At 56.1% G+C, this 24,021-nt stretch carries 17 protein-coding genes; 2 read left to right on the plus strand and 15 right to left on the minus strand.

What is annotated here, in order from left to right; all coding sequences use genetic code 11:
• Window positions 1-26: 26 nt before the first annotated feature.
• The 7 genes from MJA45_RS15440 to MJA45_RS15470 form a co-directional block, all read right to left on the minus strand.
• Entirely contained in the window at window positions 27-1,064 is a 1,038-nt protein-coding gene (locus MJA45_RS15440; protein WP_407083162.1) for a LacI family DNA-binding transcriptional regulator, read from the minus strand.
• A gap of 169 nt (window positions 1,065-1,233) precedes the next feature.
• Window positions 1,234-2,013 carry an endonuclease/exonuclease/phosphatase family protein gene (locus tag MJA45_RS15445; protein WP_315602809.1) on the minus strand — a complete coding sequence of 260 codons (780 nt, stop codon included), beginning with the start codon at window positions 2,011-2,013 and terminating at the stop codon, window positions 1,234-1,236.
• A 43-nt stretch (window positions 2,014-2,056) separates the two neighbouring features.
• Window positions 2,057-2,941, minus strand: a complete 885-nt coding sequence (locus MJA45_RS15450) for a carbohydrate ABC transporter permease (RefSeq protein ID WP_315602810.1) — start codon at window positions 2,939-2,941, stop codon at window positions 2,057-2,059.
• An 18-nt stretch (window positions 2,942-2,959) separates the two neighbouring features.
• Window positions 2,960-3,850 (minus strand): ABC transporter permease, encoded by an 891-nt coding sequence (locus MJA45_RS15455; protein WP_315602811.1) that lies wholly within the window; start codon window positions 3,848-3,850, stop codon window positions 2,960-2,962.
• A 120-nt stretch (window positions 3,851-3,970) separates the two neighbouring features.
• Window positions 3,971-5,623 (minus strand): extracellular solute-binding protein, encoded by a 1,653-nt coding sequence (locus MJA45_RS15460; protein ID WP_315602812.1) that lies wholly within the window; start codon window positions 5,621-5,623, stop codon window positions 3,971-3,973.
• Window positions 5,624-5,831: 208 nt separating this feature from the next.
• Window positions 5,832-6,887 carry a response regulator transcription factor gene (locus tag MJA45_RS15465; RefSeq protein ID WP_315602813.1) on the minus strand — a complete coding sequence of 352 codons (1,056 nt, stop codon included), beginning with the start codon at window positions 6,885-6,887 and terminating at the stop codon, window positions 5,832-5,834.
• Entirely contained in the window at window positions 6,884-8,626 is a 1,743-nt protein-coding gene (locus MJA45_RS15470; RefSeq protein ID WP_315602814.1) for a sensor histidine kinase, read from the minus strand. Before MJA45_RS15470 ends, MJA45_RS15465 begins: the two co-directional genes overlap by 4 nt.
• 201 nt (window positions 8,627-8,827) lie before the next feature.
• On the opposite strand from MJA45_RS15470, the gene MJA45_RS15475 reads away from it, so the two are divergent.
• Together MJA45_RS15475 and MJA45_RS15480 are read left to right on the plus strand one after the other, a co-directional pair.
• Entirely contained in the window at window positions 8,828-9,679 is an 852-nt protein-coding gene (locus tag MJA45_RS15475; RefSeq protein ID WP_315602815.1) for an SDR family NAD(P)-dependent oxidoreductase, read from the plus strand.
• Window positions 9,680-9,780: 101 nt separating this feature from the next.
• A complete protein-coding gene (locus MJA45_RS15480) occupies window positions 9,781-10,965 on the plus strand; it encodes a cytochrome P450 (RefSeq protein WP_315602816.1) in 1,185 nt (394 codons plus the stop codon).
• A 191-nt stretch (window positions 10,966-11,156) separates the two neighbouring features.
• Here the strand turns inward: MJA45_RS15480 and MJA45_RS15485 are convergent, their stop codons facing one another.
• The 8 genes from MJA45_RS15485 to MJA45_RS15520 form a co-directional block, all read right to left on the minus strand.
• On the minus strand, window positions 11,157-11,918 hold the full coding sequence (locus tag MJA45_RS15485; protein ID WP_315602817.1) for an arylamine N-acetyltransferase family protein: 762 nt from the start codon (window positions 11,916-11,918) through the stop codon (window positions 11,157-11,159).
• 33 nt (window positions 11,919-11,951) lie between these two features.
• A complete protein-coding gene (locus MJA45_RS15490; protein ID WP_315602818.1) occupies window positions 11,952-13,043 on the minus strand; it encodes a Gfo/Idh/MocA family protein in 1,092 nt (363 codons plus the stop codon).
• Between the two features lie 98 nt (window positions 13,044-13,141).
• A complete protein-coding gene (locus MJA45_RS15495; RefSeq protein WP_315602819.1) occupies window positions 13,142-14,041 on the minus strand; it encodes an AraC family transcriptional regulator in 900 nt (299 codons plus the stop codon).
• A gap of 151 nt (window positions 14,042-14,192) precedes the next feature.
• Window positions 14,193-15,326, minus strand: a complete 1,134-nt coding sequence (locus tag MJA45_RS15500) for a glycoside hydrolase family 88 protein (protein WP_315602820.1) — start codon at window positions 15,324-15,326, stop codon at window positions 14,193-14,195.
• Between the two features lie 87 nt (window positions 15,327-15,413).
• Window positions 15,414-20,057 (minus strand): Ig-like domain-containing protein, encoded by a 4,644-nt coding sequence (locus MJA45_RS15505; RefSeq protein WP_315602821.1) that lies wholly within the window; start codon window positions 20,055-20,057, stop codon window positions 15,414-15,416.
• Window positions 20,058-20,167: 110 nt separating this feature from the next.
• Entirely contained in the window at window positions 20,168-21,046 is an 879-nt protein-coding gene (locus tag MJA45_RS15510; RefSeq protein ID WP_315602822.1) for a carbohydrate ABC transporter permease, read from the minus strand.
• A 15-nt stretch (window positions 21,047-21,061) separates the two neighbouring features.
• On the minus strand, window positions 21,062-22,027 hold the full coding sequence (locus MJA45_RS15515) for an ABC transporter permease (protein ID WP_315602823.1): 966 nt from the start codon (window positions 22,025-22,027) through the stop codon (window positions 21,062-21,064).
• Between the two features lie 95 nt (window positions 22,028-22,122).
• Window positions 22,123-23,748 carry a type 2 periplasmic-binding domain-containing protein gene (locus MJA45_RS15520; RefSeq protein ID WP_315602824.1) on the minus strand — a complete coding sequence of 542 codons (1,626 nt, stop codon included), beginning with the start codon at window positions 23,746-23,748 and terminating at the stop codon, window positions 22,123-22,125.
• Window positions 23,749-24,021 lie beyond the last annotated feature (273 nt).

Below are 24,021 nucleotides of genomic sequence, written 5' to 3' on the forward strand. Positions count from 1 at the left end.
AGGCGCTTGATCATATATAGTTCCTTCTATTTCCGATGGGTCTGCTCTTGTCCGGTTCCAGGCCTTCCGCAGGAATTGCGGATGACAAGAGCAGGTTGGATCCGACGACGGACGGGGCTCTCTTCCTGCGTCCCTTCGAGTCGAGCCAGGAGCCTTTGCGCGGCAAGCATACCCATTTGACGAAAAGGCTGCCTGACCGTCGTCAGAGACGGGAACGACCAGGCGGCGGCCGAAATATCATCGAAGCCGACGATGGACAGGTCCTCCGGAACGCGAAGTCCGCCCTCCTGGGCGGCTTGAAGGGCTCCGAAGGCGGTATCGTCGTTGGATGCCAAGACAGCGCTTACCTCCCGGCCGTTCAACAGCTTCCGCATGGCCGCGTAACCAGTTTCGCTCGTCCACTCGGAAGGTACCGTCCATTCCGGCCGGATCGGCAAGCCCCTCTCCTCCATCGCTTCCCGGTAGCCCCGGTAGCGGGCACCGCTTGCGGAGGCGGATTCCGGACCGGCTATGAAGCCGATGCGCTCGTGGCCGAGGGAATGCAGATACCCGACGAGTTCCTTGATCCCGCCTTTATTGTCCACATCGATGCCGATCAGCTCCGGCCGTCCGCCATCGTCCCCGATAAGCGCCAGCGGGACGCCCGATTCGGCCATTAGCCTAAGCTCCTCCGGATCCCGCTTGCGGAAGCTCACCAGAATAAGGCCGTCCGCCTGTCCTTCGTGAAGCATATTGAGATAGGCCGATTCCCTGTCGTAATGAGAAGTGCGGCTGAGGAACATACAGCTGTACCCGTTGCTCTTCACCGTCTCCTCCACCCCCTTGAGAATTCCGGAGTAGAAGATGTTGGAGATATCGTCGACCACGACCCCGATCAGATGAGTGCGGTTGAGAACCAGCCGTCGAGCGTTAGCATTGCGGTGGTAACGGAGCTCACGGATCGCTTTCTCCAGCGCATCGCGAGTGGGCTGCTTCACCGGATGCCCGTTCAAATACCGGGAAACGGTGCTTTTGGAAGTGCCCGCCAAGCGGGCTACGTCATGTATCGTTGGTCCCAGAATAATCCCGCCTAATGGTAGTTTCTCTCACAATGGGAACGTTCCCATTTCATTATTCAGCATAGAGGTTTGGCTTCTGGCTGTCAACAAAGGATTTGTACCCAAACTCTTTACAGCAAATCAAAAAGAGGCTTACCCGAGGTAGCCTCTCCTGGCGCCTTTTTCCTGGCGACACTTACTCCTTGATCCCCACTCGGGCCACAATCGGATAATGATCGGATGGGTATCCTCCGTCCCTCTGCTCCCGGTCCACCTTAACCTCCTGAAAAACAAACTCCCGCGAAGCGAAAATGTAATCGATCGGCTCTCCGTCCGCCCCTCCCTGGAAGCTGTGGGCCGTTAACCCCACCGGACCCTCGATTAAGGTATAGGCATTCGTCAACCATGGCTCCCCTTCCTCCTGGCCGAGCCGCTCGAACAGCTGAATGGCCGGATCGGCCGGATAACTGTTCATATCCCCCATGAGAAGGATCGGCAGCTGAAGCTTTTGCCTGTGTTCCGCCACCATCCGGCCGATGACGCCGGCGCCCTTCTCCCTTGCCTCCCCGCTTGCGTGATCCAGATGGGTGTTATAGGCCATCCATTCCTGGCCGCTGTCCTTCAGACGGAAACGCCCCCAAGTGCAGATTCGCGGGAAGTAGCTGTTCCACGATTTCGACGAGATGACCTCCGGGGTTTCCGAGAGCCAGAACTGCCCCTGGTCGACCACCTCGAGGCGGTCCGTGCGGTAGAAGATGGCACTGTGTTCATTCTCCCCGCCGCCGAACCTTCCTTCCCCGATCCAGCCATAGCCGGGAAGCTGCTCCGCCAGCTCATTCAGCATGGCCAGGTAGCCTTCCTGTGTTCCGATAAGCAGAGGCGCATGCTCCCGGATGGCTTCCGCCGCCCGGTGAAACCGGTAAGGCCAGGCGTTCTCCCCGTCGTTCGGCGTGCTGTAACGTAAATTGAACGTCATGATTGTACAGTCCATTAAAATCACCTCATGAGTGGGTCTGGTTCTATTCTTTCACCGAGCCCAGCATTATCCCGTGAATGAAATACTTCTGAAGAAACGGATAGATGACGAGAATGGGAACCATCGAAACGACGATTTTGGCGGCATTCAGTGTTTTATCTGAAATTTTGGCCAATATCTCCTGCTGCGTTGAATCGATCTCCGACACATTCAGCTGCACCACCAGCTGTTGAATGTACGTCTGAAGCGGGTAATACTCCGCGCTTCGCATGAAGATCATCCCGTCGAAAAAAGCGTTCCAATGCCCCACGACGCTGAACAGCGTAACCGTGGCCAGGGAAGGAAGCGAAAGCGGAAGGAAGATCCGCAGCAGCATGTACCACGGTCCCGCTCCGTCGATGTACCCCGCTTCCGTCAGCTCTTTCGGCATGTTCCGGAAAAAGTTCATAAGCAGAATGACATTGAACACCGGAACGGCTCCCGGAAGCACGAGCGCCCAGATCGAATTGAACATCCCGAGTGCTTTCACGGTCAAGTAAAGAGGAATGATGCCTCCGCTGAACAGCATCGTAAACAGCATAAACCACATGTAGAGGTTTCTTCGCGGGAATTCCTTGGCGCTTCTGGATAAAGGATAGGCCATCAGCACCGTCAGGACGAAGTTAATGCCGCCTCCGAGGAGAACCCGCTTGACCGAAACCAGGAAGGAATTAATGAAATGGGGCTCCTCGATAATTTTGCGGTAGGACTCGATATTGAAGCCGACGGGCCAGAATTTGACGAGTCCCCCCGCTGCCGCCGCATTGCTGCTGAACGACACGGAGATTGTGTGCAGAACCGGTGCCAAGGACATTAGCGAAACGAGAAGCATAAGGATCAGAATGGAGGCTTCCCCCAGCTTAGCTCCCCAGGTTTGATTGCGTACCATAGCTTTTTCACCTGCCTGTCAGAAGATGCGGTAATGGGCGTACTTGTAGGCTATCCGGTAAGAGATGACGATCAGAATAAAACCGATTGCCGATTTCAGCAAACCGACGGCAGCAGCGAATCCGTATTGGGCCTGAACGAGACCTACCCGGTAGACGTAGGTGTCGATAATATCCGCCGATTGGTAGACGACCGGATTGTACATATTGAAGATTTGATCGAAGCCGGCATTGAGGATATTCCCAATGCTAAGCGTGGCCAGAAGCACCGTCGTCGGAAGCAGACTGGGCAGGGTAATGTACCACAGCTGCTTGATCCGGCCCGCCCCATCCATTTCGGCCGCCTCGTACAGAGCCGGATTGATGCCCGCCAGGGCCGCCAGGTAGACAATGGCCGCGAAGCCGAATTCCTTCCAGATGTCGGAGCCTACAATAATGGCGGGAAACCAGCTGTTGCTGGTCAGGAACATGATGGGCTTTACGCCCATGCCCTTCAGAAAGGTATTGACGATTCCCGTCAAGGACAGCATGTCGATCAATACGCCGGCCAGGATAACCCAGGATAGAAAGTGGGGCAGATAGACGACGGTCTGGATCCAGCGTTTCACGGCCATGATCCGCACTTCGTTCAACAGCACCGCAAAAACAAGCGGAATAACCAGGTGAGCCGCGATTTTCCAAACCGAAATGTATACCGTGTTATACAGAATGGTCCAGCTGTCATGGATTTGAAACAGGTACTGGAAATTTTCCAAACCGATCCATTCCGAACCCGTGATCCCCCGCCCGATCCGGAAATCCTGAAAAGCTATGGCGATTCCGAACATGGGAACAACGTGGAAAATAATCAGCAGAATGACTCCCGGGATCAGCATGAGATGATAATGCTTGTGGTAGGAGCGTATGTTCATCGGTTCCCCTCCTGTCGGTTCTAAGGTCAGACAAGGCAGACGGAAGCGACATCCGGCTTCGGAAGTGCTTCCGTCTTACGCTCATGGCAGGCGGCCCGTCTGCTAATGTCCGGCTCCGTCTTATTTCGAGGAGGCTTTGCTGATCTCTTCTCTAACTTCCTTCGTAATTTCATCTCCGCCTTGGGCTTTCCAGTCCGATACGAATTTATCGAAGGAATCGAGCGGCTGCTCGCCCATGACGATTTTGAAGAACGTTTCGGTTTCGAGCTTCTGCAGGTTCGCCCACTTGCGCTCCATCGTCTTCGTTACGGCCGTATACTCGCTGTATACTTTGTTATAGTTTGTTTTCAGCAGCTCAGCCGGGACGGTATACCCCCAATAGCCCTTCCAGTCCTTCACGTCCTTGCGGGGATTGGCTTTATCCCTCATCGCTTTATCAAACATATCCTTCATCTCGGGAGTGAGCTCTTCCGGCTTCATCTGCCCGCTCATCGCCTTCTTCAGCATATCGGATTTGCGTTCGACCGCATCCGCGTAATCGTAAGTGGCGTATCCGATCGGCCAGTAGGTCCCGTCAATCGTAAAATCAAGCTTGAGCGCATCCGGGTCCACCTTCCGCTGGGCGGCAATGAAGTTGTTCGCATAGACCACCGCCGCCTCGGGGTTCTTGACGCCCTTCTTGACAACGATAAACTTATTGCTCACCGGCACCATCAGGTTGTTCTTCTGCCCTTTGGAATCCTGGATCAGATAAGGCATGAGGTCCGCCTTCGGGTCGTTCGTGAACGTATCGGCAATGACGCCCGTCGCCCACCAAGGTCCGAAGAAGAGCCCGGCTTTGCCGCCTACCACCGTCTGGTTGCCGTCCTTGCGGATCGCAAATTCCTTATCCAACAGTCCGGAAGTGTACAGATCGCGAAGCTTGCCGAGCGCCTGCTTGGTTTCCGGCTGAATGGAGCCGTACCCCACCTGCCCTGAACTATCCTTGACCCAGTTCGTTGGATAAGCGTTATAGGCTTCAAAGAGACCTTTGAAGTTGTGGAAGCTGGCTTTGCCTCCATTATCGAACGATTTGTCATAGCCGGTTAGGCCGATCGTATCGGCTTTGCCGTTGCCGTCCGGGTCACGCTCGACGAATGCTTTCGCGATAGCGGTTACATCATCGACTGTCTTCGGCGGCTGAAGACCCAGTTTGTCCAGCCAGTCCTTGCGGACCCACAGGAAGCTCATGGCATCGGCTTGAACGCTAATATTCGGAATGGCCATCAGCTTTCCTTTGTAGGTGGCTTTCTCCAGTGCCTTGTTGTTGGTAGAGGCGTACAGTTCTTTCGTTAAAGGGGAAGCGTACTTCTCGAAAACCTTCGTCAGATCCTCAAGCTGTCCCGCATCGGCCAGATTAAGGAACGTTCCTTCATCGACCACCATCACATCGGGGAGATCATTGCTCGCGACGGCCAGATTAAGCTTCTGGCTGTAATCCTGTCCGGAGGCGTACCACAGCAGTTTGACGGTAATATTCGCTTTGTCTTTAATATAGCGCGAATATTGGTTGCTCTCGGCGGTATCCCCTTCCGGCAGCTTGGCTCCCGGGGTAACCGACTTAAAGGTGGTCAGCTCCACCGGATTCGGCAGCCGAAACGGATCGACCTTCTCGCTTGGTCCGGTCGAAGCAGACGCGCTTTCCTTGGGGCCCGCGCTGTCCTTGGCCGAACAAGCGGTGACCAGCACAGCGGTTGCGGCAAGCAGGACAGCCGCTTTCTTACGATATCCCATCCCTTGATCCCTCCTTGGTTATCCTTCCTCATTAGCGTAATCCAAGTTGCCGGAGGCCGGGTCATGATGCGTCTTCGGTTCCGGAACGAATCGTCTGATCTTCCTGAAAGCGCTATCCCATGCAAGACGATCGTGTACTTTCATAAGACAAAAAGTAACCTCTCATGGGCGAACCATGGTTTGGCATGGTGTCTTACCACCGGCCCCCTCATTCCGGACCCGGGCCCAGTCTCTTCTCTTTGCGCCGGTATTCGCTAGGCAGCATGCCGGTCACATCGCGGAAGACGCGGCAGAAATACTTCTCATTCGGATAACCGGACTGGGACGCCACCCAGCCGATCATCCGTGTCGTTTCCTTCAGCAGCGTCTTGGCGTACTCGACCCGCACCCGCCTGACGTAGTCCTGAAAGGTGACCCCGACAATGTCCCGGAAGCACTTCGAGAAATAGCTGCGGCTCATGTTCACCCGCCGGGCCGTTTCGGGAAGGCTCAGGTCCTCCTGCAGCTCCTGCCGGACGATCCCGGCCGCCGACCAGATGCTCGCCTGCACCTCCTGGGAATAATCCGCTGCCGGCCCGCCGGCCTGCATCTCCGTCCTGACCCGGCCAAGCCAAGCGGTCCATTCCGCCCAACTCCCGCCGGCCGTTAATCCGACCGGTAAGGGAATGTGCCGGTTAAACACCTTCTCCCACTGTCCGGCCGCCTGGCGGAACAAGGTTTCGAGCTCTGGTCCGGATGCATTCGACTCCGAGGTCTCCTTCAGGAGATTCTGATAAACGGAATCGATCAGTATGGCTTCCGGTTTCGCCCACCTTTCCCCCAGCAGGCGAAGCTTTTCCAGCCGGCCGGTTTCTCCGGCATCCACCGAAGGAACGGCCGGGGATGCCTGTTCCCGTATACGTCCCAGGATGCGCTGAAGCACCTCATCTAGCTTGTCATCCTCCAACTCGATCTTGGTGATATAATCCAACGCTCCCAGCCGGAGAGCCTCCTGGATCCATTCGAAGTCCTGGTGAAAGGTAAGCACCACTATGGAGATAGCCGGGTATTTCCGCCTAACCTCCCTCATCAGATCGATCCCGGACATAACCGGCATGGCCAGATCGGTGATGAGAAGATCGATCTTCGTGGTTTGGAGCACCTCCAAGGCTTCCCTTCCATTCGCTGCTTCCCCCGCGAGCTCCAGCCCATACTTGCTCCAAGGCGTCATGGCAATGAAGCCTTTGCGGACCAGATAATCGTCATCCACGATAAGAACTCTCAAGATGCCTCTCCCTCCTTATTCCCCTTAACGGGAAGCTTCAGCGTGACCAAAGTCCCTTCTCCCGGCGAGCTTTCCATATGGATTTCCGCCTCTTCGCCGAATTGGTATTTCAGCGTCCGGAAGACATACCGCAGCCCGATACCCATCCCTACTTTGCGCTCCCCCTCCTCGGTCTCTTCACCGAGCAGCCGGCTGATTTCATGCGGGGTCATCCCCTCCCCATTGTCCCGAACCGAAATCCGCAGGTGACCGGTGTCCTCCTGCCGGACATCCACCTCAATGACTCCTTTATCCCCCAGCCCGTGATAAAGAGCGTTCTCCACCAGCGGCTGGAGAATGAACCGGGGTATGGGCAGGTCCAGAGCCTCCTCCTCCGCCTGAATCGAGACGTCGAAGGTAAAGTTATACCGGATGCCCTGCAGTTCCACATAACCTTTAAGCGCTTCCAGCTCATCCCGGATTCGGGCCGGACCGGTTTTGCCTAGATTGTAATGAAGGACCTTGTTCAGCATGGAGACGAGCCGGTCGATATCCTTTTGGCCGTTTGCCCGGGCAAGCCAGCGCACCGTATCCAGCGTGTTATGGATAAAATGCGGGTTGATCTGGGTCATCAGCTTCTCTACCTCCAGCTTGGCCTTGCTCTTTTCCTTCTGTTTGACCTCTCCGATCAATCCATGAATCCGTCTTCTCATGTCCGCAAATTCCCGGTAAACGACAGCAAATTCCGTAATCCGGGACCTCCGCTCGGAGAAAGACTCCCCGCTGTGCTTCATTCGCCGGATATCCAGGTTCAGCAGATTAAGCGGACGATAAACGGTGCGCCAAATCAGCCAGGCGGTGAACAGGCTTAGCGCTACGGTCAGGACGGCGGCAAGCAGGAACTGCCCCAGCCACCGGTTGATCTCCTTGCGGTATTCCTTATTAGGAATGGCCGCAATGACTTTCCACGACTGGTTGCTCTTCTCCTCCAGCCGGACATAATTTCCATGGGAGCCAAAATGAGGATTGTCCGCATAAGCGGTGCCTACCGAAAAGTCTTCCGGTTTATCGCTGTAAACAATCCGGCCCGTTTCGTCCACGATGAGGTGGGTCAGCCCCGAACCGAAGCTCGATTGGTTGAGAATGCTCTCCGCAAACTTGAAATTCGTTTCGATGTAGACATAGACGTCTTCCCTCCCCGGAATTTCCACCTGCCGCATAATGGAGAGCACCTGGTTTCCGTCGATGGGATTCAGCGAGAGATGAGGACCGAAATAAGTAATGGTGTTGAAGTTGAACAGCTTGGGAAGCTTGCTCAAGTCTACGGAAGGAACGGCGAAATTCTCGAAGATCGTCTGATTCTCGCTGCCCAGATAATAGAAGATCAAGCCGAGGGTCGGGTTCGTAAAATGAATCAAATTGAGCTGGCTCTGAATCTCTTCCCTCAGCTCTCTTTTCTGATAGGGATCGGCGATGAGGTAACCCTCCAGATTCTTGCCCACCCTTCCGTCAAAAGCGAGCTGCTGGGACGTGTGATTGAGCTGGGCCAGCGTATTCTCCAAGGAAATGCGGACCTGGTGCAGATGGCTCTGAAACCCCGCCTCGGCTTTGTTCTTCAGCATGGCGTACATGGAAGAGTAGGATATGGTTCCGATGAGAACAAGCGGCATTAGCGAGCTGATCAGCAGCATGACGATCAGCCGGTATTTGAGCGAATACGAGCGGGCCGCCGGGGCGGGACCGGACCGGGATATAGCCATCAGGGACTCTCCTTCGTTCACGAGTATATCCCCATCATACCTTATCCGGATTCATCCGGTAACAGCCGGAAGAAAAGCCCTGCCCCGTCACCCTCCCCGTTTAACTTAACCCGGTCAGCCGCTGAACCTGACTATAACCCTAAGCGGGTGGGTAAAAAAGATAAGGACCAAAAAAACCTCATCAGGAAAGGGGCAGCAGTCATGACAGAAAACAGGACAACCGAAGGACAAGAAAAGGCCACGGCAGATGGGAATGCTTTACGCAAAGCGGCTATCGTGACAGGGGCAAGCAGCGGAATCGGTAAGGGCATCTCCCTTGTCCTCGCCCGGGAAGGCTACGACATTTCGACGGTCTTTCATTCCAATGAGACCGGGATCCGGGAGCTGGAAAAAGAAGTTACCGAAACCTACGGAAGACGTTTTCATGCGGTGCAGGCGGACCTGACCGATCCCGCTGCCGCTGAAGCGTACGCGGAAGAAGCCATCTCGGCTCTCGGCAAGGTTCATCTGCTTGTTAACAATGCGGGAGCCGGATACCGGGAGAAGCTGACCGACATCCGGGTGGAGGACATGCTTCCCTTCATCTACATCGACTTTGTCGCCCCTGTCCTGTTAATGAAGGCCGTCAGCCGGCATATGCTCGCCCATGGAATCCGGGGCAGCCTGATTAACATCACGTCCACCCGGGCGGAACGCGCCTACCCGCTGGATGCCATTTATGGCGGAATGAAGGCCGGACTCCGCAGGGCCAGCGAGTCTTTTGCCATTGAGCTCGCCAAGGACGGCATTCGCGTCAATAACGTCGCTCCCGGGGCAACCGAGATTGAGAAGGGAAGCGAGGAGTTTTACGAGGAGATGGGCGAGCACATTCCAATGCGAAGAGTGGGCACCCCGGAGGATATCGGACAGGCGGTGCTTTGGCTGGCTTCCGACGCCGCTTCCTATGTAACCGGCTCGAGCCTGAAGGTCGACGGGGGGCTTATCCTGCCGGGGATGCCGGAGCATGACGACGATTCGGCGAACTATTATGGTTGGTCGCCGGTGGAGGACTAATGCACGGGGCCTCTTCATTTTGACTTTGGCCCCTCCTCCCGTCATACTGAATTTGAGCTTTCGCTCGAAGCCAGGAGACCTACCGTTGGGAGGAATATGAGATGCTTAATCTGTTTTCACCCGAAATGCTCCGCAATCCTTATCCGATGTACGAGGCGGTTCGCTCCGCCCAGCCCGTCATGTATGTGGAACCGCTTCAACTATGGTCAGTCTTTAGGTACGATGACGTCAAAATGGTGTTGTCCGACCACGCCCGCTTCTCCTCCGGCCCGGGCGGACCTCCCGCCGCAGCAGGAGGTCCGCCAAACGGAGACGGCTTCAGCTTAGTTACCACCGATCCGCCCCGGCACACCGACCTCCGTTCGCTCGTTAACCGGGCGTTTACCCCGAAGGCCGTGGCAGCCCTTGAGCCGAGAATCGAGCAGATTACTCATGAGCTTCTTGATCAGGTGTCCGGAACCGGACAAATCGACCTGGTGCACGATTTTACCTATCCCCTTCCGGTCATCGTGATCGCCGAGCTGCTTGGAGTTCCCTCTAACGACCGGGACCGCTTCAAGGAATGGTCCGACGAAGTCGTCGCTTCGGCCGATGCCGTCATCGGCGGGAGTCATGACAAGGGCAAGCAGGCGAACGACGAGATGAACGAGTATTTCCGCGGCATCATCGCCGAACGCCGGAAGGCACCGCGTGAGGACTTGATCAGCAGCCTGATCGCTGTGGAGGAAGGGGCCTTCCGCCTGAGCGAAACGGATATTCTCTCGTTCTGCCGGCTTCTGCTTGTCGCGGGCAACGAAACGACGACGAACCTGATCGGCAACGCCGTGCTGAGCCTTCTTGAGAATCCCGGCGAGCTGGAAAAGCTGCGCTCGAACCCGGACATGCTGGCTTCCACTATAGAAGAGGTCCTTCGCTTCCGCTCCCCCATTCAAGCCATGTTCCGGACCGCGAAGGAAGACGTAGAGCTCCGGGGTCAGGTAATTCCGAAGGGGAGCAAGGTCATCGCTTGGATCGGTTCGGCCAACCGGGATGAGGCCAAGTTCGCCGACCCGGCCCGCTTTGATATTGCCCGGGACCCCAATCCTCACATTGCCTTTGGCCACGGCATCCATTTCTGCCTGGGGGCACCTCTCGCCCGTCTCGAGGCCAAGGTGGCACTGACCGCCATCCTGGACCGGCTGCCGGAGCTGCGCCGGGAGAATGACGAGCCGCTTGAGCCGGCACGCGGGTTTATCGTTCACGGCGTGAAGAGCCTTCCTTTGCGGTTTAACCCGACCACGGGATAACCCTAGCCGCCGCCATAGGTCCAATGGCGGTCTCCCACCCTAAGCATCAAGAGGACCGGAGGCCACCGGATCACTCCGGCAGCCTCGCTCCTCTTGTAACGCAAGGAAGGACCCTGCCCGGGAGGCAGGGTCCTTCCTTCTTTCTATTAGTGAGTCTTGCACGGCCGGTTGCGGCAGAGTGTCTTACCGTCTTACAAGATAATGCCGAAGAACTTCTTCAACGCGTCCCGCCGCTCCTCTTCATTAGCGGGCCGGAAAACCTCGACTCCCTCCGGGGTGAACGTGCGAAATTCCTCCCCGGCTACGGTACGCCGGCCTTCCGGAGTCCGGATGGCCACCATCGGCGACTTGGTGAAGATGGAATCCGGCGAATGCTCGCACCAGTAGGAAGCCATGAGGAAATCGTTCTTCAGCTGCGGCTCCTCGGTAAAGGAATACAGGCGGCTCCAGGCTCCGCCCTTCTTCTCCTCCAGCATCCAGCCAAACAACGGCTCCTTCGTCAGCCGGTACACCTCCTGCCCGTCCCGCTGCTCCAAGCCCTCTGCGAGAAGAAGAGGACGGAGCGGCACGCCTCCTCCCACTCCCACATCGCAGAGGTATTGGCCTTCCCCGCAGGCGACCTTAAGCACATGATGACGCCTTTTGGGCGGCGGGTTCGGCTCGTCGCGCCAGAAGCGCGCGAACAGATCGGTCACCTCGTAGCCGAGCTGCCGGAGCAGGTGACCAAACATCGCATTGAGCTCGAAGCAGTAGCCTCCCCTGCCCCGGTTGACGATTTTGTCGTAAAGGGCGTCGATTTCAAGAGATAGAGGGGTTCCTTGTAGAATGTCCAGATTCTCGTACGGCACCGATAGGAGATGATGCTCCTGCAGCGCGGCCAGAGCCTCCGGGCTTGCCTCTCTTGGCCCCTTATACCCGATCCGGTTCAAATAAGCTTCTGCCTCAAATGTCATGCGGATGATCGTCACCTGCTTCCTTCGTCTTCTTTATACTTGAACCTGTTCTTTATAGATTTGGGGATTCTGCCTCCGGCATTCTTCCATAACGGCCATCTGGCGGCGTACCTGCTGCGGAGTGATCTCAAGCGGCTCTCCGTTGACCAGGGTCCGGTACAGCATCCGGTACAGTTCCTCCGTCATGTATTCGAACGTGGTCCGGTCTTCCGGAAGCGATTCCTGCCAAGATCCCGTATGCCAGGTCAGCTGCTCGCTGCAGTAAGCGGGTCTTCCCTCAGGAGTCATAAGCGGTTCGCGCTCCAGTTTCTGCTCGGGAGCCTCTTCCGGCTTGAAATATTTCCACTCCAGTTTCTGGCCGTTTCCTCTCAAGCCGCCGTTCGTTCCATGCACGACGAAAGCGTCTCTCGGGAATACCGAACAGGAGGAAATTTCCAGGTCGATGGTCGGTCTGCCTTCTCCTTTAAGAAGCAGCTTAACGTAATCCTCCGCATCGCCGAACGTGTTGGCGCGGTCCATGACACAGACCACTTCAGGCATTTCCTCTCCGCCGAAAAGCTGAAGGGCCTGGTCGACCGGATGCGGACCGGTGTTAAGCAGGTTGCCTCCGTTGTTGCTTTGGAGCGTCTGCCAGTCCCAGCGGCGGGCGAAGCCGCTGCTCGTGAAATCGATCTGGACGATCCGTCCAAGCACCCCGGATTCAATGACCTTGCGTACTTGGGTAAAGGCCGGGTTGTACCTCGATTGCTGGAAGGCCGCAAGCAGCTTGCCGGAACGCTCCGAAGCTTCGATCAGACTGTCGATTTCTTCGGTCGTCCGGGCAAGCGGCTTCTCGCACAGGACATTATGCCCCGCGTTCAGCAGCTCAAGTGTAATCGGCACGTGCTGGTGGCTCGGGCTCGCATTAACGATGAGATCCAGCTCCTCCTGCTTGGCCATATCTCTCCAGTCCGCGTAGGTGGTGCAGCCGTATTCTTCTTCCGCCAGCTTCCGGCGGTCTTCGAGACTATCGGCTGCGGCTGTTATGCGATAAAGTTCAGGCAGTTTAGCGAGCAAATTCCCGTGTATGTTTCTTCCGCTTCGGCCCAATCCGATTAATCCGATCTTCAATACCTTTTCACTCATGCTTCCGCCTTCTTTCTTAAGCTATGATTTGGAATGCTACTACTCATGATAGCTTCTATGCGCGGGAAGCGCTTGCTCTATTTTACTATGGAACTTGATTAATTTTTAGCCGCCGTGAACGCTTTCTTGTATTCCGTCGGGGTAAGACCCGTCCTTTTCTTGAAGGTCCGGTTAAAATGGCTCAAATGCCGGAAGCCGACCCGGTAGCAGATCTGGGTGACCGGCTCGTCACCTTTGGAGAGCAGCGCTTTCGCCTGGGTGATCCGAACCTCATTCAAATATTCGACGAAAGTGAGTCCGGTCTCTTTCTTGAACTTGTGGCTGAAGTAAGCGGGCGCCATACCGGCTGCCTCGGCCCCTTCCTCCAGTGGAAGATCCCGGTTGTAGTGATTCTGTATGTAGCGGACGGCCGCTTTCATCGGGTTAGACGGGCATAGGGCCGCCTGTGCGGGCGATTGCGGTTCCTTCATCCTCCGGTATTCCCGGTCCATCAGAATAAGCAGCTTGATCAGATTGATGCGGATGGAGAATTCGTAGCCTTCTTCCCGTCTGGTGAACTCCTCCTGCAGATCCAGCAGAAGCTGATCCACGAGAATCTGCTTGCTTCCGTCAATATGCAGCCAAGGCTGGAAAACCCGGCTTGCCCCCTCCCCTTCCTCGTTCCGGGTTAGCAGGGCATCCAGGGAATGAGAGAAGGCTCTCATCTCATCATGCACGAAGAACGGCAGAAAATCGATCAGCACGACCTCGTAGCCTTTGTTCGGCAGAGAGCAGATGCTGTGGGTAATCCCCGGCGGGATAAGAAAGATATCCCCCTTCCCCACGGTCAGCAGCTTGCCTTGAAACCAGTGGCTGCAGACGCCCTGCACCACATAGGCGATCTGGATATAGTCATGGGCGTGAAGCGGCTGGCGGAACTCCCCGTCGGTATGCCGGTTGATGTTAAACGGAAACGAGCCTTTAAAGGTATCCGTGTTCCGGAATTTCAGAACGTCCAAGCCCGACCCCTCCTGATTTCCTTTTCTTACTTGTAACTTTATCTTAATTATAAGAAAGGAACAATAGCCCGTCCGAAGGAATGGCCCAACCCATAGGTTGCAGCATAAAAAACGGCCCCCGGGAGGTTGGGACCCCCCGGGAACCGCCTGCTTACCGTTCGTACCAATACGCTGTCCGGCCGGTTTCCATGCGGATTAAGGCCTCCAAGTAATAGTAGTCACCCCAGATGATATAATCGTCGGGACCTCGGTTACCCCTGATATAGTAGGATCCATGCTCAAGCAGTCCTTCCGCCTTCGGCTGGCCGATGGTGGAATAATTGTCCACGAGGGATTTCATCGAACGCTCCACCGCTTCCTGGAAATAGGACCGGTCCGGATCGTCCTCGGACAGATGACCGATCAGCTCGAGAAGACCGCACGCGGCAATGGCCGATGCCGAACTGTCCCGGTAGGTGTCAGGTGCCGGCTCCACGTCGAAATCCCAATAAACCACATGGTCCTCCGGAAGTCGTTCGACAAAATAGCGGGCGAGCCGGCGGGACGTTTCCAGATAAAGAGGGTCGCCGGTATACCGGTAGGAAAGGGCGAACCCGTATATGCCCCATGCCTGTCCCCGGGTCCAGGTCGATCCGTCATGGTACCCTTGATGAGTGCCTCCGCGGACAGGAAGTCCGTTTTCCTGGTTGAAATAAAAGGTATGGTAAGACGAATCGTCGCCGCGAACCAGATACCGCCTGCTTTTGTCGGCATGAAGGGCCGCAATGTCCCGGTACTTTGGATCGCCGGTCTGCTCGGAAGCCCAATACAGCAAAGGGAGGTTCATCAAACAGTCGATGATGATCCGGCCGCCGTTTTCTTCGTCTCCTTCCGGACCCCAGGCTTGAATATAGCGGCCCCGGGGTCTCCAACGGGTCAGGAGATGATCCGCCGCATCCAGAGCCAGCTTCTTGGCGGACTCATCCTTCGTAATCATCCAGCAGGCTATCGCGGAAGGATTGTACAGAAATCCGATGTCATGATGGTCCAGACTGACCTTCCGGTCCAGCCTGCGGCGGTAGTCCGCCGTCTGCTTCCCCGCCTCCTCCCGGAAAAAGGGGTCCTTGGAATATTCATAAGCCAGCCATGCCATTCCGGTATAGAAGCCTTCGATCCAATCGTTGTTTTCTCCCCACTCGTAGCTCTTTAAGGCGGAGCCTTGGGTAATGTGCGGGAACAGGGCTCCGTGGGTTTCGATGTTCTGCTTCGTTTTCTGTATGGCGTCTTCAATGGCGGTCTTCCACATATTAGCTTCTCTCCTTCATAGGTGGGGTTGCTGCAAGGGACTTGCGACTAGAAAAAAGGGGAGCCTTGCCGCTCCCCTTCTGGAAGGCTATGGAGTCATGCTTTCGAGAATATAGGCGATGTCCTCTCGCAGAAGCTTTGCCAGCTGCGGATCGATTCCCGTTCCTGCCTGTGCCTGGATTTCATTGCTTAATGCAACTAAGTCATTCCTTCGGTTGTCCTCCTGCTTCTTAAGCGCAAGGTCTATTTTGGACAAGAGACTGGTTCGGATCCCGGTATTCCGGATCCATCCCCTGTCGTATCCCATGTTCACAACCGTAAGAAGATGCTCCGCATTCATGTCGATCAGAATAGCGGCTTCCTTACTCGTTTCGTGCCCGGCCCCGTCGATGGCCACAGCCTTAATCGTATGCTCCCCGGAGGAAAGGTCAAGCGGGTTAATCGTGAAGCTCGGGTCCTTGGCTTCCCCGTCCAGTGTGACCGACAGCGACTGTACCCCCGTAACGGAATCGGCAGCATATACCCGAACGGCAACCGAATCGGTCTGCCACATCCGTTCCGGCACCTCGATCGACACCTCCGGACCCGTCCAGTCTACGGTCACTTTAGCGGAAGCGGCGAATCCGCCTTCTTCCGTCACGGCGGTAACCGTCGTTATTCCCTCTCCCTTAGGGATCACGATTCCTTGCTTGCTCACCTCCGCCACCTGGGGATCGGCGGAGGACCAACTCACACTGCGGTTCACGGCCGCCTCCGGAAGAACCTCGGCCTTAAGCTCGGCCGTCTCGTTCTTCTGTGTAAAGAGCAGCTCGCTCTTATCCAACTGGATGCCGGAAACAGCGGGAGGACCATAAACCGCCACTTCCGTGATGCTGTTGTAATTGTTCGCCGAGTTGCCGCTGCCGTAAATCCGGATGTAGCGGGCCTGCACCGGCTCGACCAGTACCGTTTCCGGTTGAACCGTGGTCCCCGAGCTTTCCACGCTCTCCAGCTTGGTCCAGGTCAGCCCGTCCAGCGAAGCCTCGATGTCATAGTAAGCCCTCCGGGTAGTTCCGTTATAGATGGCCACCGCGACGGCGCTTACCGTCTGGGGCTGGCCGAGATCGTAGCGGATCCACTGCTGCCCGGCGGCGGACCAGCGGGTATTCAGATCGCCGTCGATGGTTTTGTCAGGCGTATTTCCCTGTACGGCTTCCGGCACGGCACTCGCTTCCACTCCGGTTACCTTAAGCTTCGTATATCCTTCCGGAGTACCGATAAGCGGCAGACGCTTGAAGACGACGGTATAGCTGTTCCGGTTGTTCGGGTCGTTGCGGTCCTGAACCGTAATTTTCGCGCTGCCCGGAATGGAGGCTGCCTGCTGAACGGTGACGGAATGCGAGGAACCGGCTCCGACAACAGGGATGGACTCGGTTTCGAACGGAACCGCCACTTCATAGTAGGTTCCTTTCGGAGTGAAGCCCTTCAAAGGTTGACCGTCCACCGTCAGGCTGTCCAGGAGAGGGCGAACCGGCTTGGGAGCCGGGGTGCCATCCGGGATCGACCATTGCTGAAGCGGGACGAGTGCCGGAACGGTTTCAGGCAGCGGATCGGTTTCATACAGCGGAACCAACCGGACCGCCATCGACGTCTCCAGCACATCCTTCAGGTGGACGGTCAGCTTGCGGACACCGCGATTGGGCGTTTGGCCATCAGGATTGGGTGAGGTCGGCAGCGGCACCGCATCCATGACGGAGAAGACCGCATCCGCCGGTCCGCCGATCAGCTGGGCGTAAACCCGCTTATCTCCCTGCCGGAGAATGGCCGCTTTCCCGTTCTCCCTAATCTCGATCTCGGCCTTCGTATGCATGAACCAGTAGAGCTCGGAAGGCTCGCGCAGCTTCATTTCATCCTGAATAAGAAGCTCCGAACGATCCTCCGCCAGCTTCATGCCTCTAAGCATCTGAACGGCATCCTTGCGGTAGACGCCGGTCATGTCCAGGATGGAGAACGCGCCTCTCGGCTTGGATTCCTCGCGGATCCGGAGCGCCTGGCCGCTCAGGTCCTGCTGAACGACGGGATTCTCCACCGGATTGACGACGATCGTGTTGTGGCCTTCCGTTTTTTTGCGGTATAACGTCCATCTCTGGTATTTCATATCCCAATATCCGGGAAGGCTGTAATCCTCGTTCCCGGTATCCATCGCCCACCGCTCGCCCAAGGCATCGAAGACGAAGGTTCCGGCATCGAGATCGTTATGGCTCTTCAGCGTCTCGTTGAGTCCTTTCATAGAGGCGAACAACGCATCCGGATCGTCCCAAGCGCTTCTCATGGAACCGGACTCAACCGCCGAGTAAAACTTATCCAGTTCAACCGGTTTCGTATCGAACATGCCCGGTTTATACAGCATCAGGTAAAGCGGCGAGTAAACCCCTTTGCGGCGCGACAGATCGCCGAGATGCCAGGCGAACTCCGGACGCTGGAAGAAATCCGCAAACCACATGGATTCGGGCTGGGCCATGGAGATTCCGCCGTCATAGAAATCAAAGAATCCTTTCTCTCCCAGCAGGTGATAAGGGAAAGTCCCCGACTCCTCAAAGCCGTCCAAGGCGGATAACCCATAATCCTTCCCCATTGTGTTATTCAGGGAGGCAATCATGTACGTCAGATATTGGCCGCCGTAATGCCAGTAAGCGGGACCTTCCGGCCAAGCCCCATCCGCCGTGTAATGACGAAGAGACTGCTGCAGCTTCTTGTACATTCCCTGCAGAACGGCTGCTGCGGCCGCCTCCGCTTCCGGGTTCTCGTCGGCAATGGCCATAGCGGCAAATCCGAAATTACCATTGTCCACCAAGTTAATATTGTTGAATTCGCCGTTGTGCGTGAATACGCCGTTGTACCAATCCAGTGCGACTCCGAGCGTTTTCACACGAATGGCATCCGCTACCAGCGTACGCTGCTCGGGAGTCATCGCTTCATATACCAGATCGTAAGCGAGCGAGACGCCGAAGCTCAGCTCGGCCATGGCGAGGATGTTGTTCGTCCGCGCTCCCCAATCCGGAAAAGCCGCCAGCGCTTCAAGCTCTTGAATGGCGCGCGCCGCATACCGGGAATCTCCGCTGAACTGATAGAACACGCCCAGCCGGATCAGGCGGTCGCGGATTCCGCCGTTATTCGCCCCATTAGGGGCATAAGGCATGGGAGCGGTACCCAGCAGCGGTTCGGTTTCCTTCTTCAGGGTTTCGAACCACTGGGTCACATCGGGATCGCTGCCGATTAACCCCTTCGTGCTTTCAATCGCGGGCTTATCCGCCAGCAAACGGGGATGCTGCCCGTAGGTTGCCTGGGAACGGAACTGCGCGATGAAATCCTCACCGGACGGAATAACATAGACCCGGAAGTCGGCCTCCGACTGTCCTCCCTTGCCGTCCACTGCGGCGACACGGATTTTATCGTAGCCAGTGTAATCCCCATTCGGGGTGTAGGTGTAGGCTCCGTCGGACTTAAGCTCGAAGGTTCCATGAGCCGGCCCTGTAACCAGGCTCCAGGCGGCGCTATCCTTCTCCGGGTCGGAGGCGATGGACAGCTTTCCGGTGAGAGCCTTGTTCTTGCCCGTCGACACCCAGCTTAAGTCCAGCACAGGCGGATCATTAACCGGAGTCACTTGAATGGCCGCCTCGGCAAACTTCGGTCCCCCGATTCCGGTAGACGCGGTAAAGAGGAATTCGTCCTTTCCCGTAAAATCGGGGTTAGGGTAATAGAGGAACCGGCCGTCCGGGAAGACGGTCAGCTTGCCGTTCTGCGGGTCCACCGCTTTGCCGAAGGTTACGGGGGCTCCGGTGCTGTCCGAAGCCTTCAGCTGCCCTTTCAGCTCCCCGTCTTCCTCAACGGTTCCGGAGAACGGCTCGGCCGATAGGCTGGCCGGTGCCCCGACGCTGACCACCGAATGATCTGTAAAGCCTCCTTCCTCCGTTTTCACGGTGATGACGGAATATCCGTCGGCCAGTGCCTGAAGGTCGCCGTAAGCGCTTACCGATACGGTATCCGGATTCGAGGAACTCCAGGTTACGGAGCGGTTGCTTGCCTCCGCCGGAAGGAATTCCGGCTGGAGCCTGGCCGTTTCCCCTTTCTGAAGAGACAGAACGGAAGGCTGAAGCGTAACTCCCTGAACTCCGGTCCATTCCTGGATGGCCAGGTCGTCGAACCACACCTTCCCGGTTCCCGTCTCGAGGAAAGCTTCCAGCTTCAGCCAGGCCGGCGAGGTGGCATTGTCCGGCATCGTCAACGTCTTCTCGAAGTAAAACCAATCCTTCGTTCCGGTTGCCGTGACGAAATTAATGAGGACATTGCCCCCGGAGGTGCGGCCGATCTGATAGCGGATCAGGGCCTGGTTGGAGACGTTCTCCGTTTTCATCCAGCCGCTGATCTTATAAGTCCGGCCTGCTGTGACGCTTCCAATCTGCTGATAGACCGTTCCCCTGCTCGGCGAGGATGCCTCGATCCGAACCGATTGGGAGCCGGAATGCGAAACGCTCTTATCCACAGCAAAGACAGGCGAGCCGGAGAAAACATAGCGGGTCCACCCGGTCGGAGCGAGATTCCCCGACCAGCCGGAGACGGTTGACGTCTGCTCGAAACCCCCGTTCGCGAACAAATTCGCAGAGCCCGTTTCGGCCCGGCTAATCCTTGCCCCTACGGGCAGAAAGGTACAAATCATCAATACAACCATGAGCAGAGATACGATTTTTCTCACGATCCAACCTCCTGAAGGTTTAGGGATGGGATAGCGTATCTAAGTTGTTGGGAGGAGCCCATACCATGCTTTCGGGTTAACCTTGATGATAGCTGCCCGCTTTGAGCGTTCTATCCTTTGATGGCGCCGATCATGACGCCTTTCACGAAATATTTTTGCAGAAACGGATAGAGGCATAGAATCGGAATGGTAGCGACGATGATGGTCGCGTACTTGATGGTTTCCCCGATTGGCATCTTGTCGCCTCCCCCTACTCCGGTCATCATGGAATCGGTGCTGTTCGTTATCAGAATTTCGCGCAGGATCAGCTGCAGCGGATACAGCTCCCGGTCCCGCAAGTAAATCATGGCGTTAAACCAGGAATTCCAGTGGCCCACCCCATAGAACAGGATCATTACGGCCACAACCGGCATGGACAGAGGGAGGACAACGCGGAATAGAATCGTGAAATCATTCGCCCCGTCCAGCTTCGCCGACTCCTCCAGGCTGACCGGGACCCCAGCAAAAGCCGTCCGCATGATGATCAGGTTGTACGCGCTCATGGCTGTAGGCAGAATAAGCGCCATCCGGCTGTCGAGCAGACCGAGATTCTCAATGAGCAGATAGGTCGGAATAAGCCCGCCGGTAAAAAACATCGTGAACACGATCATGAACATGACCGGGTTCTTCCACATCACCGTTTGCCGGGACAACGCGTAGGCGCCAAGCGAGGTCATAAGAAGATTAAGAGCCGTCCCCAGAACGACGTAAATCAGCGTGTTGCCGTACCCGGTCAAGATGGCGGGATTGGCGAACACAAGCTTGTAGGCTTCAAAATTCAGCCCCTTCGGGAACCAGATCAGCCCCCTCATCTGCACCACCCAAGTCGGATCGCTGAGCGAGGCAAAGAGAACGTAAACAAACGGGTAGATCGTGACGATGGACAGAAGCACCATGAAGAGGACGTTAAACCCGTCAAAAAGATGCTCGCCCCAACTGCGTTTGGTCATGTAGCAGCACCTCCTTTACCAGAGCTTCGTATCGCTCGTCCGCCGGCTGATGGCGTTAGCGAGTACGAGCAGCACGAAATTGATGACTGAGTTAAACAACCCGACCGCCGAGCTGTAGCTGAAATTCGACTCCAGAATCCCCTTCCGGTAAACGAAGGTTCCGATGACATCGGCCGTCTCATAGGTGGTGCTGTTGTACAAGAGAAGAATCTTCTCGGTTCCGACCGACATGAAATGGCCGATCTGGAGAATGAGCAGGATGATGATCGTCGACGAAATCCCCGGCAGGGTGATATGGAACGTCTGCTTCCACCGGCTCGCCCCGTCGACCTTCGCCGCCTCATATAGAGACGGATCGATGCTCGACATGGCGGACAGGTAGATAATGGAGCCCCACCCGACACTCTGCCAAATATTCGAGCTTATATAGACCGTACGGAACCAGCCGCTTTCGCGAAGAAAAGCCACCGGCTCCATGCCGAACCAGGCCAGCACATTGTTGATCAAGCCGTCGCGGGCCAGGAAATCGACCAGCATCCCGGAGATGACGACGATGGAGATAAAATGCGGCATGTACGTGATCGTTTGAACGGTTTTCTTGAAGGCCGCACTGCGCAATTCATTAAGAAGCAGGGCCAGCAGAATGGACGCCGGAAAGCTGAACAGCAGGTCGTACAGGCTGAGCAGCAGCGTATTCCTTAGGAGACGGCCGAAATAATAACTGTGGAAGAAGTCTTCAAAATGCTTAAGCCCTACCCATGGACTGTCCATCAGGCCAAGACCCGGCGAGTAGTCCTTGAAAGCGATCTGAAGGCCGTACATAGGTACATAATAGAAAAGAATGTAGTAGGCCACGACGGGAACCAGCATCAGATACACATATTTGTTAAGCTTCAGATCGCGAAGGGCGCGGTACCTGAAGGCATTCTTGTCAACACCGGCAGCGGGCGCTCCCGACCTTTCCTGCTTGACTACTGACATAACCAGCCCTCCTGTCGGTTCAATGTATGGGGATGGGACCGGTAAAACCGGAAGGCGGACCGGACATTCTCCGCCGCCTTCCCTATCCCTTCGGTTTATTTGCGGCTGTTGAAGCGGTCGAGCGCCGCCTGTCTTGCTTTAATGGCCTCCTCGATTCCCATGCTCTTCAGCGTTTGAACAAACTTGTCGTAATTGGCCATCGGCTCCGCGCCCATGATGAATTTGCTGATCATCTCGTCGCGGTACGTTTTGACGTCATTCATGATCGAAGCGACTTTGGAGCTCTCTTCAGCCGTCAGGGTGACAGGCGGCATCAGCTTGGAATGATCGGCGGTCATCCACGCCTTCTGGGCGTTCTGCTGCTCCGGCAAAGCGAAATACTGCTCGATATACCGCTTATCCTGTACAATCGGGCCGCTCCAGGAGGCGATGAAGTATTTGGCCATGGCCTGGGTAACCGGAAGCTTATCCGGGTTGTTCAGGATAGTATCGGTATACTTAGGATAGCCGTTCTCCATTTTGTAGCTCTGTCCTTCGATCCCAAAGTTGAAGAGAAGGTGCCCCTCCTGCCCGTATTTGTAATCCAGCCACTTGACGATCTGCTCCGGATTTTTAGCGGAGGAGGTGATGGCGGCGCCAATTCCGGTGAAGGGGTAGGTATATTGGCCGAGCGCCTTATCCCCTTCCTTCAGCACCGGATAAGGAACTCCCATGAGCGAGAAGGATGGATCTTTGGGCTGCACCAATCCGATATAGCGTCCGATGCCGCTTCCGGCATAGCCGGAGAAGGATCCCGCCTGGTTGCCGGTTACTTTGGCATCCTTCAGCTTGCCGTCCGTCGTGGCGTAGTCCTTATCGATAAGACCCTCTTTGTACCATTTGGCCATGGTCGTAAGGTACTCCTTGTACTGCGGCTCCAGAGGGCCGTATTTGACCTTTCCGTTCTCTTGGAAGAAATCCTGGGTGATTCCCCATGCCCCGATGAACAAGTGGTTGAAATCGGTCTCCGAGGACATATAGACAAAAGGAAGCTCATCCTTCTTTCCGTTGCCGTTAGGATCCTTGTCGCGGAAAGCGGTGAGAACGGCTTCCCAATCGGCGATCGTCTTGGGAGCCTGCATGCCCACTTTGTCCAGCCAATCCTTGCGGAGGATGGGACCGTTAACACTAGACAACTGAGGGTCGCCGAGCAGGAACGGCATGGCATAGATGTTGCCCTCGTCCGTCGTAATCATCTTGCGGAATTCCGGATTGTCTTTCAGAACCTTGGTCAAATTGGGAGCGTATTTCTCAATGAGCTCGTTCAGCCGGATAATCCTTTTTTCCTTGACCAGGCTGTCGGCCCCTTTGGGCGCGCCGCTCCAATCGTACTCAATGACATCGGGAAGCTTGCTCGAGGCGATCATGAGGTTGAATTGATCCTTCTCCTGTCCGGCCGGCGGGTGCTGGAAGTCCACCTTGGTGCCCGTCTTCTTCTCCAGCTCCTTATAAGCGGCAATCTCGTTGTAGCTCTTCATCGTGGCGGCAGCGTTCGGATTCAACGATACCCAGTAGCTGATCGACGCCGGATAGCTTACCTCGGCCGGTGTACCGGCTGTCGGCGAGGGGCTTGCCGCCGTTCCGGTTCCTTCTTTCTTGCTGCTGCATCCTGCAGCCGCAACCGCAACCAACGATGTGGCCAGAACAGCGGTGGTGAGTCTCTTCGTCTTTCTTCCTTCCATAAGGCGGACCCTCCTGTAAGTGAAATGCGAATTATTTAACCTGCAAATTTGATTATAGAGAATACCCGGTCAGCTGCCTATAATCCGTTCCCCGGCTCACCAACAGGTTTTAAGATGGGGGATAAACCGATTTTCGCGGGACCAACCGATCTTCTTTTCCTGTTCTTAAACCCTTGCCCCGCAAGCATTTGCCCTGCCACCAAAGGGAATGCCGGTTGTCCGGCACCTCCGGACCTGTACCGAACCTGCAATTGTAGGAGGTCCCGAGGTGTG

This window comes from Paenibacillus aurantius, from assembly GCF_032268605.1.
GTDB classification, from domain to species: domain Bacteria; phylum Bacillota; class Bacilli; order Paenibacillales; family NBRC-103111; genus Paenibacillus_AO; species Paenibacillus_AO aurantius.

Excerpts from the sequence above, each read along its gene's own strand:
- MJA45_RS15445 (WP_315602809.1), bottom strand. The coding sequence starts at position 2,013 with ATGACGTTCAATTTACGTTACAGCACGCCGAACGACGGGGAGAACGCC.
- MJA45_RS15450 (WP_315602810.1), bottom strand. The coding sequence starts at position 2,941 with ATGGTACGCAATCAAACCTGGGGAGCTAAGCTGGGGGAAGCCTCCATT.
- MJA45_RS15520 (WP_315602824.1), bottom strand. The coding sequence starts at position 23,748 with ATGGAAGGAAGAAAGACGAAGAGACTCACCACCGCTGTTCTGGCCACA.
- MJA45_RS15490 (WP_315602818.1), bottom strand. The coding sequence starts at position 13,043 with ATGAGTGAAAAGGTATTGAAGATCGGATTAATCGGATTGGGCCGAAGC.
- MJA45_RS15515 (WP_315602823.1), bottom strand. The coding sequence starts at position 22,027 with ATGTCAGTAGTCAAGCAGGAAAGGTCGGGAGCGCCCGCTGCCGGTGTT.
- MJA45_RS15510 (WP_315602822.1), bottom strand. The coding sequence starts at position 21,046 with ATGACCAAACGCAGTTGGGGCGAGCATCTTTTTGACGGGTTTAACGTC.
- MJA45_RS15500 (WP_315602820.1), bottom strand. The coding sequence starts at position 15,326 with ATGTGGAAGACCGCCATTGAAGACGCCATACAGAAAACGAAGCAGAAC.
- MJA45_RS15470 (WP_315602814.1), bottom strand. The coding sequence starts at position 8,626 with ATGGCTATATCCCGGTCCGGTCCCGCCCCGGCGGCCCGCTCGTATTCG.
- MJA45_RS15485 (WP_315602817.1), bottom strand. The coding sequence starts at position 11,918 with ATGACATTTGAGGCAGAAGCTTATTTGAACCGGATCGGGTATAAGGGG.
- MJA45_RS15455 (WP_315602811.1), bottom strand. The coding sequence starts at position 3,850 with ATGAACATACGCTCCTACCACAAGCATTATCATCTCATGCTGATCCCG.
- MJA45_RS15480 (WP_315602816.1), top strand. The coding sequence starts at position 9,781 with ATGCTTAATCTGTTTTCACCCGAAATGCTCCGCAATCCTTATCCGATG.
- MJA45_RS15460 (WP_315602812.1), bottom strand. The coding sequence starts at position 5,623 with ATGGGATATCGTAAGAAAGCGGCTGTCCTGCTTGCCGCAACCGCTGTG.
- MJA45_RS15475 (WP_315602815.1), top strand. The coding sequence starts at position 8,828 with ATGACAGAAAACAGGACAACCGAAGGACAAGAAAAGGCCACGGCAGAT.